The sequence below is a fragment of the Gracilibacillus sp. HCP3S3_G5_2 genome, assembly GCF_052063305.1.
Classification (GTDB): Bacteria; Bacillota; Bacilli; order Bacillales; family Amphibacillaceae; genus Gracilibacillus.
Window position 1 is genome coordinate 327,230 of sequence record NZ_JBQHXU010000003.1, and the last position, 16,835, is coordinate 344,064.

The following is a 16,835-nucleotide window of genomic DNA, read 5'->3' on the forward strand; positions in this document are numbered from 1 at the left end:
ATTAATGAGGGGTATCAGTCATGGTAGCAGCTCTAATTTTCACGAATTTCACCCCAATCTTTTCATTATTATTGGATATTTATATATACCTCTTCATTTTAACATAATAACTATTAGGATGAACGAGCTAGGATGATCACCATAGCAATAAGAAAAAATGGTCCAAATCGCTCTTGATCTGGACCACTTTTTCTATCTTTATTAGTTACGTAATTTCTTATGTTGAATTTCGTCCATAATGAGTGCCTTAAACGCATCTAGCTCAATTGTTTCAGAGTCTTTTTCTCCGTAACGACGAACGTTTACTGCATTAGCTTCCACTTCTTTGTCGCCAACAATAAGAGCAAATGGAATTTTAGCTGTTTGTGCTTCACGGATTTTATAGCCTATTTTTTCATCACGGTGATCAACTTCGACACGAACCCCTTCGATTCGTAATGCTTCTTCTACTTTTTTCGCATAGTCTGCATGTACTTCTGCAGATACAGGAATAATACGTGCTTGAATTGGTGCCAACCAGGTTGGGAAAGCTCCTTTATATTCTTCGATTAAAAAGGCAACGAAACGTTCCATTGTTGATACGACCCCACGGTGAATTACCACTGGTCGGTGTTCTTTACCGTCTTCTCCAATATAAGTCAGATCGAATCGTTCTGGTAAATGGAAATCTAATTGCACAGTAGATAACGTTTCATCCTTACCTAAGGCTGTTTTAACCTGTACATCCAATTTTGGACCGTAGAAAGCTGCTTCGCCTTCTGCTTCCACATATTCCAGGTTCATCTCTTCCATTGTTTCTTTTAACAAGCTTTGTGCTTTTTCCCACATTTCATCGTTATCGATATACTTTTCTGTATCCTCTGGATCACGATAGGAAAGACGGAAGTAATAATCATCAATACCAAAATCTTTGTAGACATTTTCTACTAGTTTTACTACGCGGATGAATTCATCTTTCAATTGGTCAGGTCGAGCAAAGATGTGTGCGTCATTTAATGTCATCCCACGAACACGCTGCAGTCCTGCCAGTGCTCCAGACATTTCATGACGGTGCATAGTACCGAGCTCCGCAATCCTAATCGGTAATTCACGATAAGAGTGTAAGTCATTCTTATAAACCATCATATGATGTGGACAGTTCATCGGTCTTAAGATTAATTCTTCATTATCCATTTGCATCGGTGGGAAAATATCGTCTTGGTAATGATCCCAGTGACCGCTTGTTTGGTACAATTCTTTGCTTCCCAGAACAGGTGTATAGACATGGTCATAACCGAGACGCTCTTCCAAATCGACAATATAACGTTCAATAGTACGACGAACAGTTGCCCCATTGGGTAGCCATAATGGCAACCCTTGCCCTACTTTTTGTGAAACGGTGAAGATACCAAGTTCTTTTCCAAGCTTGCGGTGGTCGCGTTCTTTTGCTTCTTCACGTAATCGTAAATACTCATCAAGCTGACTTTGCTTTTCAAACGCTGTTCCGTAAATACGTTGAAGCATTTTGTTATTACTGTCACCACGCCAGTATGCACCAGAAATGCTTAACAACTTAAACACTTTGATTTTGCTAGTTTGTGGTACATGGACACCGCGGCAAAGGTCAAAGAATTCACCTTGCTCATAGATAGTGACTGTTTCGTCTTCTGGAATGGCATCTAATAGTTCGAGCTTTAACTCATCACCAATTTCTTCATAAATAGCTTTTGCTTCATTACGACTAACTTCTTTTCGTACTACTTCTAAATTTTCATCGATAATTCGTTTCATCTCTTTTTCGATACGTGGAAGATCTTCAGGTGTAATCGTTTCTTCCATCTCAATATCATAATAAAAGCCATCTTCAATTGTTGGTCCAACACCTAGCTTCACATTATCATATAGACGTTTAATTGCTTGTGCCATAAGGTGAGCAGTAGAATGTCTAACAATATCAAGCCCTTCGTCAGTCTTGATCGTAATGATCTCGATTGCACCATCTGCCTTTAACGGTGTGCGTAAATCATATAATGTACCATCTAATTTAACAGCTAAGGCCTGTTTCTTTAAGCCTGGTGAAATAGATGCTGCTATCTCTTCGCCAGTAGTTCCATTATCAAAAGGTTTGATTGTTCCATCTGGAAACGTAATATGAATCTTACTCATTTGCCAATTCTCCTTTTTATATTGATGAATGTATTACTGGGGAACAACCGAATTTGTATGATCATTAAAAAACGCTCGTCCCCCTACAACTTAGTAAAGGGACGAGCGTTAAACCCGTGGTTCCACCCAATTTTCTGCATGTGAAATGCAGCTCATTGACAATCGATAACGATGATCAATCGCTACTAATTACTAGCCATAAAAGCATTCCTTAGTAGTGCTCAGAGGTGGTAATAGGGTGCGGTCATACAGGAAGCTTTCAGCCTAGTCTTCCCTCTCTTAAAAGTATGCCATACACACTATCATGTCCTCATCTACGCATAATAATATTTGTTATGCGGTTTATTATATCGATTGTCAAAGAAAAAATCAAGATTCTTTTTCATCAGCTTGATAAAAAGGAAAGTAATCAGTCGGATAAAAGGAACATCTTTCTTGAAAAATAGTCATAATTGTATGAGTCCTCGATTCTGTCTGATCTTCACCGTACATGTAAATATGATTCGGAGCCAACATGATAAGCGGCGAAATATCCCACTCTTCTTGCTCTAATCCAAAAATAAATAAGGGGAAACGTGATTTTAGTTTTTGTAAATCGTCTATTGTATATACTTCCCCATTATCCTTGAAAATTTGAAATCTTTCCCCCTGTTTGACATGAACAACATCTTCCTCTGGCGTTTTGCGTTTAATAAACTCTCTAATTGAATGAATAAAATCTTGGTATTCTTCTTCTCTTTTAAATTCATCGATCGCTAGCCCTACCATTTCTGTTAATTGATCCATATAGTGATGTAATCTGAAATGAACAATGGAATCAAAACGGATAAAACTAGAGTCTATTTGCAAAGAAAAAATGGTTGTCAACGTGTCTCTAAGTTCATGTTGATGGATCTTGTCCTCATATACAGATTCATCTTTTTCTAATAATGATCTAGCTATAGTTGTTATTCTTTCGATCTCCTCTTCAACTGAAAAATAATATTTTTTCATTAGTATATGTTGAATCATAGGAAGCTCTCGACACTGAATAAATACCATACTTAACAATGGAGCAAGATTTTTTTTCATTTCATCCCATTGCATATCTTCTAAAGGATTCAGTTGAACAAGATTTTTTTTGGTTCGTTTCCTCATTGCTTTCCATTTTTGATCTTGTTTCGCTAGCTTGTAAAACACCTCAGCTTCATTGTCATGCTCAAAATATACTTCTAACACATATCATCACCCTCACCACCATCGAACTGGTATATTATATGGGTGTTAATGAAAAAAAATAACCTCTGTCCAAGGATTAGACAGAAGTCATCTTTATTCATTCGTTCGATAACGATTCGTTAATTCAATTGGTTTACTAAGCTGGGTAATTCGTTCAATAATTCTCCCCGCTTTAATGGTTTCAACATCTCCTCTATTCGAGGTGGATAAATGATCCTCTAACTGCTCTAAATTATAATTAGAAGTAAAGAAAACAGGTAACTCTTCCATCATTCGATACTGTAAAATCGCGCCTAGTACTTCATCCCGGAACCAAGGAGATATCGACTCAGCTCCAATATCATCAAACATTAAAACTGGTACCTTCTTAAAACTTTCGATCTTCGATTGAAAACTGTCATTGCCAATAGAGGCCTTCATCTCTCTTACAAACTCTGGCATATAAATGATATCAGATTGAATATATTGTTTCTTGAGTTCATTAGCTACGACTCCGAGAATATAAGATTTTCCTGTACCAAATGGCCCGTGAATATACAGGCCACGGTGAAACGATCCTTTTGAATAGTTTTGAACAAAGTCAATGATTTCTCTCACTATTTCCTTACGCTCATATGAATGACTATCCATATTGGCTAATTCCGCTTCTTTAATTTGTTTCGGTATATATAGACTGCGAACTAGTGATTCTTTTTCAATTTGGGCTTCTTCATGGATTTTATTTTTGCATTTCTCGTATCTAACAGAAATATCTTTCCCATCAATTTCCAAGTGAGGTGTATAGCCCTTTAGTATATTTATGCAGCCGTCTAAGTTTGGGCAATTTGCACAGTTTTTGGATGCCTGTTGATATTCATAAAGCTTCATTAAGCTACGATTAATATCCTGTTCATCTATTTCTACATGCTCACTTAGCCTTTGTTTAATTTCCGGGTCATTTAGAACTTTGTTCCTTTGCTCGGTAAAATTATCTTTCATTTTTTTGTTTGCATTCATCCATTTTTTCATGGCTGATTGAATTGGTTCCATGATTATTCACCCTATTCTTGATTCGCTTGCTGTTTTAAATATTGTGCAAGCATTTCATCTGCTTCTTTTGCTATTCGTTCCTTATCTTCAGAAGAGGTTTCTTTCTTATTCTGCTGCTTATTCTGTTGTTTTTGTTTTTTATACCAGTCCGGCACAATATCTTTCTTCGTATTTTTGTATGGGAATCGTTGACTACTTTTAGCATTATTTGTCCACTGCTGATATTTCTTATTTTCTGATTTTGCAAGTGTCATTGCTTGCCTAACGGTTTTCACATTTTTCCTCGCCCAATGGCTGGCAATTTTTTCTAAATAACTTTTGGAAAGTTTCATATCTGTTTTTAATAAAACATAATGAATTAATACATTCATGACTCCGGGATTTAAGCCTTGACTTGTCATCACCTCACTAACCACCTTTAAATCTTGCTGTGAGGCTTGATTTCCATCTGCCAAATCCTCCAATAACTGTCGTGGTGATATATGCTCCATCATCTCTATAAATTGCTCTTCTTTTGACTTCTTATTTACCGATTGTGATGAATGTTCAGGCAATTTTTGTCTATCAGAAGTAACTTGTAAAGACACTTTTTTTCTGTATCCACTAATCAGATCCATACAAGCATTTTTGAATTCTTCTGTTTGAAATTGATTTTCATCATTTATCGACCAAATCAATGCTTTTTCGATATCTTGATTGTGCAAATCATAAGCAACATACATCTGATTAATTAACTTTCGTACTGACGGTGTTAGAATGGATTGAACTGGTAACATCCGTTGTTTTAACACTTGTTCCAACCATTCAAAGTCCACTTTTTCTTGTATTGGTACTTCTATTGAATACTCTTCTGCTTGTAACTGTAATGAGGTTGGTTGTTGATCAACTAGTTGAAACACTTCCTCAAATTTTGCTGTTGTCTCTTTTTCCGTTTTCTTTTCTCTCTCTTGTTTGACAAAAGCGTTTTTTACTTTTTTATATTTGTCGCTTCCGAGCTGATGATATAATAAGTGACTTAAAAAATCATTACGAAAAAAGCGAGCAGGTGATTGAGGAGGATGTAACAAATAGTGATAAGCTTTATGCTCTTCATCTTCTTGCTCAAAAGTTTGCAAAAGTCCAATTGCTTCCAGCTTTCTTCTCGCTCTGTAAATTCTATCTAAAGGTAACCCAATATAGTTCATTAACGAATGATGTGTTTGGTAGCTGGAAGATAACGTCGATTCCGTGTACAGTGTTTGATAAAGGGAAAACGCATCGATACCGATAAGTGGTTGGTAAAGGTGTGTTAATGCATTCGTATAGGAAAGTGGCAGCTCCTGTGTCATTTCGACCATATATAATTCTGATGGTAGTATTTTTCCGATGTCGCCGAGTTCCATATACATTGCCCCTTCCTATCCACTACTTGTCCTTATCATTATTATCATTACGAATTAAGTCCTTCAACTCATCTAAAAACACACTGATATCCTTAAATTGTCGATAGACAGATGCAAATCGCACATAAGCAACTTCATCAACATCTGCTAATCGATCCATTACCATTTCACCAATCTCGTCACTTTTGACTTCAGACGTTCCTCTATTACGTAATTCCTTTTCAATTTCCACTGCGATATTTTCTAATTGTTCAAGAGCTACAGGACGTTTTTCGCATGCACGAATTAAGCCGCGCATTAACTTATCACGACTATACTCTTCTCTTGTACCTTCTTTTTTCACTACAATTAATGGTACTTCTTCAATACGTTCAAATGTAGTAAAACGAAAATCACAAGATTCACATTCTCTTCTTCGTCGAATCGATCGTCCTTCTTCAATTGGTCTTGAGTCTAAAACCTTTGTATTTTTAAAATTACAGTGTGGACATCGCAATCTCCATCATCCTTCATTTCCATTATTCTTTCGTACCTACAAAATCCAGTTCTTTCTTTATTTTATCATAAAGTTTAGGTATTAGTTTATGGCTGTAACCAAAATCAAACGGTATGGCGGATTCCGTAGTTGCCGAAATATCGATTGCAGTACGATACGGTTTCACCATAATAACTGTCATTATCACAAATACTTTTCTTCCTGCTTTATAATTAAAACTGATTTCACCATGTTCCTTGGAAACACCAACGATTTGACATTCTTTCATATTGCGAAAAAGCGGTTCTAATTTATCGAATGCTTTGTCTTTTGTTGTTTTGAAATAATGTGTTTGTAAAGCTGGATCCCAATGCTTGTCCCTCGTCTCCGAGTGATTATTAAAATTTTTATTTAGTGTATTACGAAATGACATAAACTCCACCCCATTATGTATTTGTTTACTTTTTATTGTAACATGTTTTTTAAAAGAAAACGATTAATCTTCATAAAGGGTAAAGATTGATAGAGTATTTCTAGTCTTCCATTCCCGTACGGGTCTATCAGCTCCTCAACACTTACTATCTCGATAGGAGGAGGTCATTACTAAAAAGTAAAAACCCGCTTCATTCATTCTCGAAACGGGCTCACACATTATACCTGCTTGCAGGACATAATTTACTGTGCTTTTATATTTTTAAGTTGAACAGCACCCATTCCTCTAGGCACTTCCAATTTTTCTGTCGATTTTGCTTCTAACTGCTCTTCAATATACGCAACCGCAACGTTAGGATCAATGATATCTCCACAAGTATACACATCAATACTTGCATAGCCATGCTCTGGAAAACTATGAATGGTTAAATGGGACTCAGAAATAATTACAACACCACTTACACCAAACGGTGCAAATTTATGAAAAGCAACTTCTCTCACCTCTGCACCTGCTTTGAGTGCAGCATTCACAAATGTTTTCTCCAGTTGTTCTATATCATTTAACATATCAATATTACATTCCCATAATTCAGCTATTACATGTCTTCCCATTGTATCCATGTATTTCTCCCCCTTTTTTCACAAATTCTTTCGAATAATAATGCCTGATATGCCACGGGGGAAAGTTAGTCCAAAGAGGTCCTAACCCTTTAAGCAATCATTCGGTTGCCATTATTCAAAAGTTCTTGGTGCAATCATACCTTTAAATGATTCACCTAACAAAAACATATGCAAAAAGATTATAACTACTTTTACCTGTTTTGACAAGACAAATCTAATTTCAATTATATTTTTTACATTTCTAACAAATTAATCCCCAGATACGAAGGATTTTTTTTAGCTGTTTTTCTGAATCTTCGATTGAGCCACTATTATCTATCACAGCATCTGCCAGCTCTCGTTTTTGATTAATATTCATCTGACTATTCATTCGATCTCTTGCTTCCTTTTCAGACAACTGATTTCGTTTCATCAGTCGTTGTAATTGTATATCTTCAGTCGTAAAAACGACAATCGTTTTTTCCACTAAATATGTAAGGTTATTTTCAAATAATAGCGGTATATCCATAACGATTACTTGGTTCCCTTGTAGAAGCAGTGCTTCTTTTTTGGCAATCATTCTTTTTCGCACAGCTGGGTGAACAATAGCATTTAATTGTTCTCTTTTGCGCTTATCTTGAAAGATAATCTCCCCGAGCTTCTTCCGGTTTAAGGTACCATCATTCAGTAAGATATCTTCCCCAAACGTTGTAACAATTTGTGCTAAGGTCTCTTCTCCAGGTTCTACTACTTCGCGAGATACACGATCAGCATCGATAACAGGTATTTTATATTTTTCTTGAAACATGTTACTTATTGTTGATTTTCCTGTTGCTATGTTACCCGTTAATCCAATTATCAATTTTATCACCCTTCTATATGAACAGCATGTCCTCATCGTATTAGTCAATAAAGTGAGACTATGATCAATGGTGACCTTACAGACATTTAGCACCGTGATAAAGCTACTGGTGAATGCCTGTCAGGTATTCACCAGTAGCTGACACATGGAATAAATGCCTTTTGAAGTCGATTTTATACTGCCACTATCTTCCATATACCAATAACTATGAGTAAACAGCCCGGGATAAAGGTCATTTTCTTTAATCCTTTTATATTGGCAAAATACTTACCAATATATACGCCTAATACCAAAAATAACGCAGTCATAAAAATAACATACATTGGCATGAAAATTGGAGAGGCTCCCAACATGTAGACTCCTATTCCTGCACCAAAAGAATCTAGTGATAACGCAATACCAATTAAAAATGGTTCTACACCATTAATTTTACCGGAGCGGTCTATATCCGCTGACATTGGTTTTTTTAATATTTTAATCAACAAAGGTAATTTTTTCTTTTTTTCATGAAATAGGGAAACTAATATGAACGCACCTACTAGTGCCAGAATTAATCCCCCCACCATTTCGGTAGAACGAACAGAAATAAAAGAAGTTAAAACTGTACCAACTAACATAGATATTGCAAAGACTACCCCAACCGTCACCGAAATTTTCGCCAATTCTTTTATTGGTAACGTTATTCCTCTTAATCCGTACGTAAATGCCACTAAAAAGCTATCAATGCTAATTGCAATTATCACTAAAGTTAACATCATCTTCCTACATTACTCCTTCTTACAGCCGTTTCTGTATTATATGGAACAATGCAAGAAGTTGTGAGTTAGTTAGTATGATTGACATGTCGGACAATAATGAGTTCCTCTGCCATTCACCTTTATTTTCATTATGGTATCTTCACATTTGTTGCAAGGCTTACCATTTTGACCATATACATTCAACTGCTGTTGAAACATGCCAATTTGCCCTTGGGAGTTGACATACGAACGAATCGTTGTCCCTCCTTGTTTTACTGCATCCTGTAATGTGATCACAGCAGCTTGTTTAATTTGTATCACTTGTTCATCTGTCAGACCGATTCCTTTCGTCAAAGGATGAATACCAGCCAAAAACAACGTCTCATCTACATAGATATTCCCTAATCCGGCAATAACCGATTGATCTAATAAAATATTTTTAATATTACGTTCACTTTTCTGCACTTTTTCTTTAAAAGCTTGTAAGGAAAATCCAGGTTCTAATGGATCTTTTGCCAACAAGATCAGTGGTTTCTTCGTTGTTTCCGTTCCTTTTTCCTGTAAATGCATCGTTCCAAATTTTCTTACATCGCGATAACGTAATTCCGTACCATCAGTAAAATGAAAGACAACATGTGTATGTGGCAATGTCTCTTCTTGATGATCATACACCCCATATTTCCCTTCCATTCTGAGATGAGATACTAAAACATGTTCGTCTAAATCAAACAATAAAAATTTACCTTTTCTGCGAATATCGTGAATAGTTTGACCTTGTATTAACGACTTAAATTGCTCGACATCATCTGGCTCTTGAATAATCTTGGGCCAAAATACTTCAGCCAATTTTATGGTTTTCCCAATCACTAATTGTTTTAACGTTTGTCTAATTGTTTCTACTTCTGGTAATTCAGGCATCTTTTTAACTCCTTACTTTGCATCGTACCATGTGTCCCCATGCTCGACGTCAACTTTTAAAGGAACACTCAGTTCGATTGCATTCTCCATTACGTCTACAATAAGCTTAGAAATGATATCTAATTCCTCTTCAGGCACTTCTAGAATCAATTCATCATGTACTTGTAGAAGCATTTTTGCTTGATAATTGTCTTTTTTCAACTGTTGATCCAATTCAATCATCGCTAATTTGATTATGTCAGCAGCACTACCTTGGATGGGTGTGTTCATTGCTGTTCGTTCTGCAAAACTGCGTTGATTGAAGTTTCTACTTGTAATATCAGGTAAATATCTTCTTCTGTTCATAATAGTTGTTACGTAGCCATTCTGTTTCGCTTCTTGGACAACTTCATCCATATAGTCTTTGACACCTGGATAGCTCTCTAGATAACGATTAATAAATGATTTCGCTTCTTTTCTCGTAATACCTAGACTTTGTGACAGACCATAATCACTTATTCCATATACAATACCAAAATTGACGGCCTTTGCCTGACGTCTCATATTTGCCGTTACTTCATCTTCTGCAACATGAAAGACATCCATAGCCGTTTGTGTGTGGATATCTTTATCCTGCTTGAAAGCAGCTTGTAATTTTTCGTCACCTGCAATGTGTGCCAACACTCGCAATTCAATTTGTGAGTAGTCCGCTGCGATCATCTTCCAGCCTTCTGTAGAAGGAATAAAGGCTTGGCGAATTTTCCGTCCTTCTTCTATTCTTATTGGTATATTTTGTAAATTAGGGTCAATCGAGCTTAACCTTCCTGTTTGTGTTAAAGCTTGATTAAAGCGGGTATGAATTTTACTTGTATCCGGATGAATTACTTTTAGTAATCCCGCAATATAAGTCGAATCTAATTTTTTCAACTGACGGTATAACAACAGCTTATCAATGATCGGATGCTTCCCTTGTAATTGCTCTAACACATCTGCAGCGGTAGAATATCCTGTTTTTGTTTTCTTAATTACCGGTAATTCCAGTTTATCGAAAAGAATAGGTCCTAACTGCTTTGGAGAATTGATATTAAATTCTTCCCCTGCTAGTTCATATATTTCATTTTCTAGCGTATCGAGACTAGCCTTTAATTCTTCCCCCATGTCCACCAGGCGCTGTTTATCCACCTTTACTCCGGTTGCTTCCATTTCCCCTAAAACAAGCGCTAACGGCAATTCAAGGTCGTTTAGCAGAGCTAATTGCTTATATTCTTTTAAAGCCTGTTCCATCTGTTCTTTTAACTGATAAATCATGTTGGTTTTACGGACTATATGCTCTTCCCAAAGATTTTGATCTTCTGGCAAGCCTTTCTTCGCTCCTTTACCATACACTTCCTCATCAAATCGGACATTCGTTTGTCCAAATCGATGACTAATTGCTGGAATGTCATGATTGTTTTCAGAAGGATTAATCAAATACGATGCTAACAACATGTCAAATGCAATCCCTTTAATAGAGATCGACAATCGATTTAACAAGACCGTAATTTTCTTCGCATCAAACACATATTTTTTCTGATTTTCATCTTCTGCCCATTGTTTGAATACCGTTGAATTTTCAAGTACGGAAAGCGGGAGGAAATACTTACCACTATCATTCACAATAGCTGCACCAATCATTTTCTCGGTATGATAGTTTTCATCGAGAATTTCAATATCAAATGCATCATGACCTGTAAATATATTCTCTTTAATCTCTGCTACATTTTCATATGTAATATCTTGTATGGTTTCCGCATGCTCCTCTTCTTCTACCTCACCATCTATACGATTTAATAAAGACTGGAAGCCCAAATCTAAAAAGATGTCTTTTACTTTTTCATCAGTATAGCCTTCGTACACCGTATCTTCTACTGTAATGTTGATCGGTGATTGTTGGTTAATGGTTACTAACTCTTTGCTCATGAAAGCTTCCTCTTTATTTGCCTCAAGCTTTTCTTTTAGTTTTTTTCCGGATACCTCATCCAGATTTTCATATAAATTTTCAAGCGTTTCAAACTGTTTAATAAGTTTTGCAGCTGTTTTTTGTCCAACCCCTGGAACACCTGGAATATTATCAGATTTATCTCCCATCAATGCTTTCAAATCGATTATTTGTTCAGGTGTTACTTCCATATCTTCTTTCAACGATTCTGGTGTATAAGTCATTACGTCACTAATACCTTTTTTTGTCAGACGCACGTCAACTTTGTTGGAGACAAGCTGCAACAAGTCTTTATCACCAGATATGACTTTTACCTGCCAATCCTTTTCTTTTGCCTGATTAGCAATGGTCCCAATAATATCATCCGCTTCATAATTTTCCAGCTGATAATGTTGAATGTTAAACGCATCTAAAAGTTCTCTTAATAAAGGGAATTGTTCACTTAATTCAGATGGTGTTTTCTCACGTCCACCTTTATACTCCTTATATGTCTGATGACGAAATGTTGTTTTTCCAGCGTCAAACGCCACTAGCATATGTGTCGGTTGTTCCTCTTCTAAAATTCTTAACAACATGGTTGTGAAGCCATACACAGCATTCGTGTATACCCCTTTATCATTATTTAGTAATGGTAACGCAAAAAACGCACGATAAGCGATACTATTTCCGTCAATTAAAATCAATTTATTCGTCATATTACCGGTCTCCTTTTTGATTCTATACATTGCCTTTATTTTACCATGATTCCAAGTGATTATAAAAATTTTCGTTACACTATGTTCACTTCAAGAGTAAAACCCTGTTTCCAATTGCGTGGAAACAGGGTGTGCCTATTCGTAATTATTCAATAAATCCCAACAATATATCTGCATACGGTGAACCTTGTGGGATAATAATAGTAGTTTCACCATCAATTGTTTCTTTGTAAGATTCAAGCGTTCGATATAGCTGATAGAACTCCGGATCTTGTGAGAATGCTTCATTATACATTTCAGCCGCTTCCAATTCACCTTCAGCACGGATTTCCTCTGCTTCCGCATTTGCTTTCGATAACATTTCTGTCACATCACGATCAGCATTTGCCGTAATTCTGCTTTTTTCTGCTTCCCCTTGTGATAAATATTGCTGAGCCTGTGATTCACGCTCAGAGATCATTCTGTTAAAAACAGATTGTTCATTTTCTTCAGGCAAATCTGTTCTCTTGATTCGAACATCGTCTACTTGGATTCCATAGTTATCACGTTCAAGTAATGTATTGACACGCTCTGTAACTCTTTCACTAAGGTCACCTCTTGTATTTCCTTCCTCATTGATAATTTCGTCGTAATTCATCGATCCTAATTCAGATCGGATCACAGAAAATATAAATTCTCCCATTCTGGATTCAGCCCCTATTTCTGTTCGAGCGTTGGCAATCATTAGGGCAGGATCGGTAATTTCCCAAATCGCATAATTATCAATAATCATGCGTTTTTTGTCTAATGTATTAATTTCTCGCTCCATCACGTCATATACGAGCTTTTTCTTTGGAAGTGTGGTAATAGATTGTAAAATGGGTATTCTAAATTTCAGACCTGGTTCCTCTTTAATAGCAACCACTTCACCAAACTGACGGACAACCTTGTATTCTCCTTCTTTGACCACATACATACTACTTGCAAATACAATCAAAGCAACTACAGTAAGTAAAATGGCAAGACCGATTTTTATTATTCTTCTAATTTCTTTCGGTGACATTTTCTTCATTTCATAGACATTATTATTATCAGTCATTATTATTTTCCTCCTCCTGATCATCCACTATTTCATCATCAGATTGCTCATTATCGGAGGATTCTGTCGCTGGTGGCAATGTCGATGAAGGGTTTTGGCCTAATGGCAAATATTTCAACGTATTTCCATCATCATTCATAATATAAATGTTCGCATCAGGTAGAACCTGATCAAGTGTTTCCAGCACAAGTCGTTGTCTCGTTATATCAGGATTACTTTCATAAGCATCATATAATGCATTGAATGCTGCTACATTTCCTCTAGCAGTTTCAATTCTTTCAACTTTGTCTCCTTCAGCTCTTGAGATGATGGCATCTTTCTCCCCTTGTGCTTCCTCATAAATCTCATTTCGGTATTTGTTCGCTTCGTTTTCCTTTGTATTCATTGTTTCCCGTGCATCTGTTACTTTCATAAATGCTTGCCGTACTTCTTCGTTAGGCAAATCTACTTCTTGCAGTTTAACATCCTGAATGGCAATTCCTACGTCATAATCCTCCATAAGAGATACTAATAGGTCTAATACTTCATTTTCAATTTCTGCTTTCCCATCTGTTAATGCTTCATCAATTGTAGAAGATCCAATGATACTTCTTAGGGAAGCAGATGTAGCATTGTAAAGCACTTGCTGGGGATCATTGGTGTTAAATAAGTATTTACTTGGTTCAATTATTTTCCACTGTACAACCAAATCTGCTTGCAGAATATTCTCATCTCCCGTTATCATTCGTACAATGTCAGATTGCTCTTCCTGTTCAGGATCATAGCCAAAGTTCAAACTAAATGTCTCCTTTGACAATTTTTCTACCGATTGAATCGGCCATGGTAACTTAAAATGAAGGCCTGATTCTGTTGTTCCTTCCTCTGCTTTACCAAAAGTAATTAATACCGCTTGCTCTGACTCATCAACGGTATACCAGCTAGTTGCTGCAAATAAACCTAAGATAATTACAGCTACAACTATTCCGATCCAGCTGTAAATTTGTTTTAATGTCATTCTATTTCCCCCTCCTCGTTGCTTGCTCTTTCACTTTATCACACATCCATTCTTTTTTTACGTATTATATTACAAAAACGTTTCATTTTCTTTACAAGAAAATTCCTCACACATTCACTAATCTCTATCCTTTATCCAACAAAAAAATGGTGAAAAAGTTTAAACTCTTTCACCATTTTTTCGGTATCTTTACCGTAAAGCACGAACCTTTTCCCATTTCACTAGAAACGGTTATCGTTCCTTGATGTGCTTCAACAATATGTTTTACGATTGCTAAGCCTAAGCCTGTTCCTCCTGTGTTACGACTTCTAGCTCTGTCTACTCGATAAAATCTTTCAAATATCCGTTGTCTATCTTCTTCTGGTATGCCAATCCCCGTATCTTCCACTTCTATTGTGACTTCATGGTCATTTTCATCTAATCGAAGATAAATACTACCGTTTTCAGGGGTGTAATTGATGGCATTGTACATTAAATTTAAAACGACTTGCTGTAATCGATCAGGGTCTCCATAAAAGGAAATACCTGGTTTTATTTCTTGGATAAATTGAAGTGATTTTTTACTCGCATGCTGTTCGATCAATGTTAAACTATTTGGCAGCCAGTCATTCACTTCTATAAGTTTTGTGGAGATCTTCATTTCCTCTTTTTCTATTTTGGATAATTCAAGTAGATCGTGTACTAACGATTGTAAACGAGTACTTTCCTTTAAAATAATGGTTAAAAACTGTTCTTTAATCTTATCATCGATCTGTTCTTCTTCTAACAATGTTTCTGCAAAACCACGAATCGATGTGATCGGGGTCTTTAACTCATGAGAAACGTTTGCTACAAAATCTTTTCGAATTTCTTCAACTCGTTTTAGATCAGATATATCATGGAAGACTAGTACAGCCCCTTTTAAATCTTTTACATCGTTAATAACAGGTGCTCCTACTACTTCTATATAATGTTTTTCACCATTAATCATTTTGGTGATACTTCCGGTCACTTTCTCTTCATACAAAAAAGTTTCCTGAACGACTTGGTGAATCGCCTTGTCTTTTAACACGTCATAGTACAAGTATCCTATAAAGTCAACAGGCTTTTTACCAAACATTTGCATGAATTTACGGTTAATTAAATGAACGTATCCTCTTTCATCAATTAGCATTAATCCGCTTTCCATATTATTTAAAACTGTCTTCCATTGACTTCCTTGCATTTTTTCCTGAATGGACATTTCCTGTAAATTCCGTGCTAGTACATTAATGGCATTGCTAAGCTGTTGTGCTTCTCCATGTGGTTTTACATATGTTCGTGCATTATAATTGCCTTTTACAAGTTCATTTGTAACATTAATAGATGTCCTGATCGGACGGACATAGTTTTCAAACATATGATAAATTAAGATCAATAAAATAATAAATCCAATGATTAAAGAGAACAACACAAAAAACAACTCTTCTTCAGATGTAAGAGGTAATATAACAATACCGATTAATATAAAGACAGAAGCCATCATTAAAATGTAGCGATAAAACAGATTCACTCGTTTCTTGGTATCCATTAATATGGCTCCTCCATTTTATAACCAAGCCCTCTTATTGTTTTAATATAAACCGGGTGCTTCGTATCCGGTTCAATTTTTTCACGTAAATGACTGACGTGGACATCTACGATTCTTGTATCACCTACAAAATCATAATTCCAGACTGCACTAAGCAATTGATCGCGCGATAATACTTTTCCTTTATGTTTCGAGAGATAAAGCAACAATTCAAATTCTTTACGTGTAAAGCTAAGTTGTTCGCCTTTAATCGTAGCTTCGTATTGTTGTGGATAAATAAGCAAATCAGAAATTTTAATAAATGGCTGATCCTTCGATCCTTCCTGGCTTCTTGTTCTCCGTAAAATTGCTTTAATTCTAGCTACTACTTCTTTTGGGCTAAACGGTTTGGTTAAATAGTCGTCAGCACCCAATTCAAGGCCAAGCACCTTATCAAATTCATCGTCTTTTGCCGTCAGCATTAAAATGGGTGTATCAATTTGTTTTTGTCTTAATGCTTTACAAACTTCTGTACCTTCCATCCCTGGCAGCATCAAATCCAATATAATTAAGTCAAACTCTCCCGTAGCTGCTTTATGTAATCCTTCTATACCATCGAAAGCAGTATCTGTTTTAAAACCTGATTTTTCAATATTATATTGCAATAAAGTTACAATAGATTGTTCATCATCAACAATTAATACTTTCTCTTCCATCACAAAGCACCCCATCATTTTTATCTATTTTACCTTAATCATACATGGACGTGCACCTAAAGTGAATAG

At 36.0% G+C, this 16,835-nt stretch carries 15 protein-coding genes and 1 other annotated feature; all 15 genes read right to left on the bottom strand.

Translation table 11 applies throughout. From position 1 onward, the window contains the following. Positions 1-201: 201 nt before the first annotated feature. Positions 202-2,145 carry a threonine--tRNA ligase gene (gene thrS, locus ACTNEP_RS06625; protein ID WP_441160977.1) on the bottom strand — a complete coding sequence of 648 codons (1,944 nt, stop codon included), beginning with the start codon at positions 2,143-2,145 and terminating at the stop codon, positions 202-204. A 94-nt stretch (positions 2,146-2,239) separates the two neighbouring features. Next, positions 2,240-2,471 (bottom strand) — a binding site (T-box leader). A 43-nt stretch (positions 2,472-2,514) separates the two neighbouring features. Further along, positions 2,515-3,363 (bottom strand): putative sporulation protein YtxC, encoded by an 849-nt coding sequence (locus ACTNEP_RS06630; RefSeq protein WP_441160978.1) that lies wholly within the window; start codon positions 3,361-3,363, stop codon positions 2,515-2,517. A 93-nt stretch (positions 3,364-3,456) separates the two neighbouring features. Beyond that, on the bottom strand, positions 3,457-4,392 hold the full coding sequence (dnaI, locus tag ACTNEP_RS06635; protein WP_441160979.1) for a primosomal protein DnaI: 936 nt from the start codon (positions 4,390-4,392) through the stop codon (positions 3,457-3,459). A gap of 11 nt (positions 4,393-4,403) precedes the next feature. Then, positions 4,404-5,774, bottom strand: a complete 1,371-nt coding sequence (locus tag ACTNEP_RS06640; RefSeq protein ID WP_441160981.1) for a replication initiation and membrane attachment family protein — start codon at positions 5,772-5,774, stop codon at positions 4,404-4,406. A gap of 22 nt (positions 5,775-5,796) precedes the next feature. Then, the gene (gene nrdR, locus ACTNEP_RS06645; protein ID WP_441160982.1) at positions 5,797-6,270 is read right to left on the bottom strand and encodes a transcriptional regulator NrdR; all 474 of its coding nucleotides are present in this window, start codon (positions 6,268-6,270) and stop codon (positions 5,797-5,799) included. Between the two features lie 22 nt (positions 6,271-6,292). Beyond that, positions 6,293-6,682 carry a cytosolic protein gene (locus tag ACTNEP_RS06650; RefSeq protein WP_441160983.1) on the bottom strand — a complete coding sequence of 130 codons (390 nt, stop codon included), beginning with the start codon at positions 6,680-6,682 and terminating at the stop codon, positions 6,293-6,295. Positions 6,683-6,924: 242 nt separating this feature from the next. Further along, positions 6,925-7,302 (bottom strand): adenosylmethionine decarboxylase, encoded by a 378-nt coding sequence (speD, locus tag ACTNEP_RS06655; protein WP_441160984.1) that lies wholly within the window; start codon positions 7,300-7,302, stop codon positions 6,925-6,927. Positions 7,303-7,543: 241 nt separating this feature from the next. Further along, on the bottom strand, positions 7,544-8,149 hold the full coding sequence (gene coaE / locus ACTNEP_RS06660) for a dephospho-CoA kinase (RefSeq protein ID WP_441161110.1): 606 nt from the start codon (positions 8,147-8,149) through the stop codon (positions 7,544-7,546). A 167-nt stretch (positions 8,150-8,316) separates the two neighbouring features. Next, positions 8,317-8,901: a sporulation membrane protein YtaF gene (ytaF, locus tag ACTNEP_RS06665; protein WP_441160985.1), complete on the bottom strand. Its 585-nt coding sequence runs from the start codon at positions 8,899-8,901 to the stop codon at positions 8,317-8,319. Between the two features lie 69 nt (positions 8,902-8,970). Next, on the bottom strand, positions 8,971-9,798 hold the full coding sequence (gene mutM / locus ACTNEP_RS06670) for a DNA-formamidopyrimidine glycosylase (protein WP_441160986.1): 828 nt from the start codon (positions 9,796-9,798) through the stop codon (positions 8,971-8,973). Positions 9,799-9,810: 12 nt separating this feature from the next. Then, entirely contained in the window at positions 9,811-12,450 is a 2,640-nt protein-coding gene (gene polA, locus ACTNEP_RS06675; RefSeq protein ID WP_441160987.1) for a DNA polymerase I, read from the bottom strand. 145 nt (positions 12,451-12,595) lie between these two features. After that, positions 12,596-13,528 (bottom strand): protease modulator HflC, encoded by a 933-nt coding sequence (gene hflC / locus ACTNEP_RS06680; RefSeq protein ID WP_441160988.1) that lies wholly within the window; start codon positions 13,526-13,528, stop codon positions 12,596-12,598. Then, positions 13,521-14,522, bottom strand: a complete 1,002-nt coding sequence (gene hflK / locus ACTNEP_RS06685) for an FtsH protease activity modulator HflK (RefSeq protein WP_441160989.1) — start codon at positions 14,520-14,522, stop codon at positions 13,521-13,523. Before hflK ends, hflC begins: the two co-directional genes overlap by 8 nt. Positions 14,523-14,691: 169 nt before the next feature. Next, on the bottom strand, positions 14,692-16,071 hold the full coding sequence (gene pnpS / locus ACTNEP_RS06690; protein ID WP_441160991.1) for a two-component system histidine kinase PnpS: 1,380 nt from the start codon (positions 16,069-16,071) through the stop codon (positions 14,692-14,694). Continuing rightward, positions 16,071-16,766 carry a response regulator transcription factor gene (locus tag ACTNEP_RS06695; protein WP_441160992.1) on the bottom strand — a complete coding sequence of 232 codons (696 nt, stop codon included), beginning with the start codon at positions 16,764-16,766 and terminating at the stop codon, positions 16,071-16,073. The genes pnpS and ACTNEP_RS06695 overlap by 1 nt, the downstream gene beginning before the upstream one ends. Positions 16,767-16,835 lie beyond the last annotated feature (69 nt).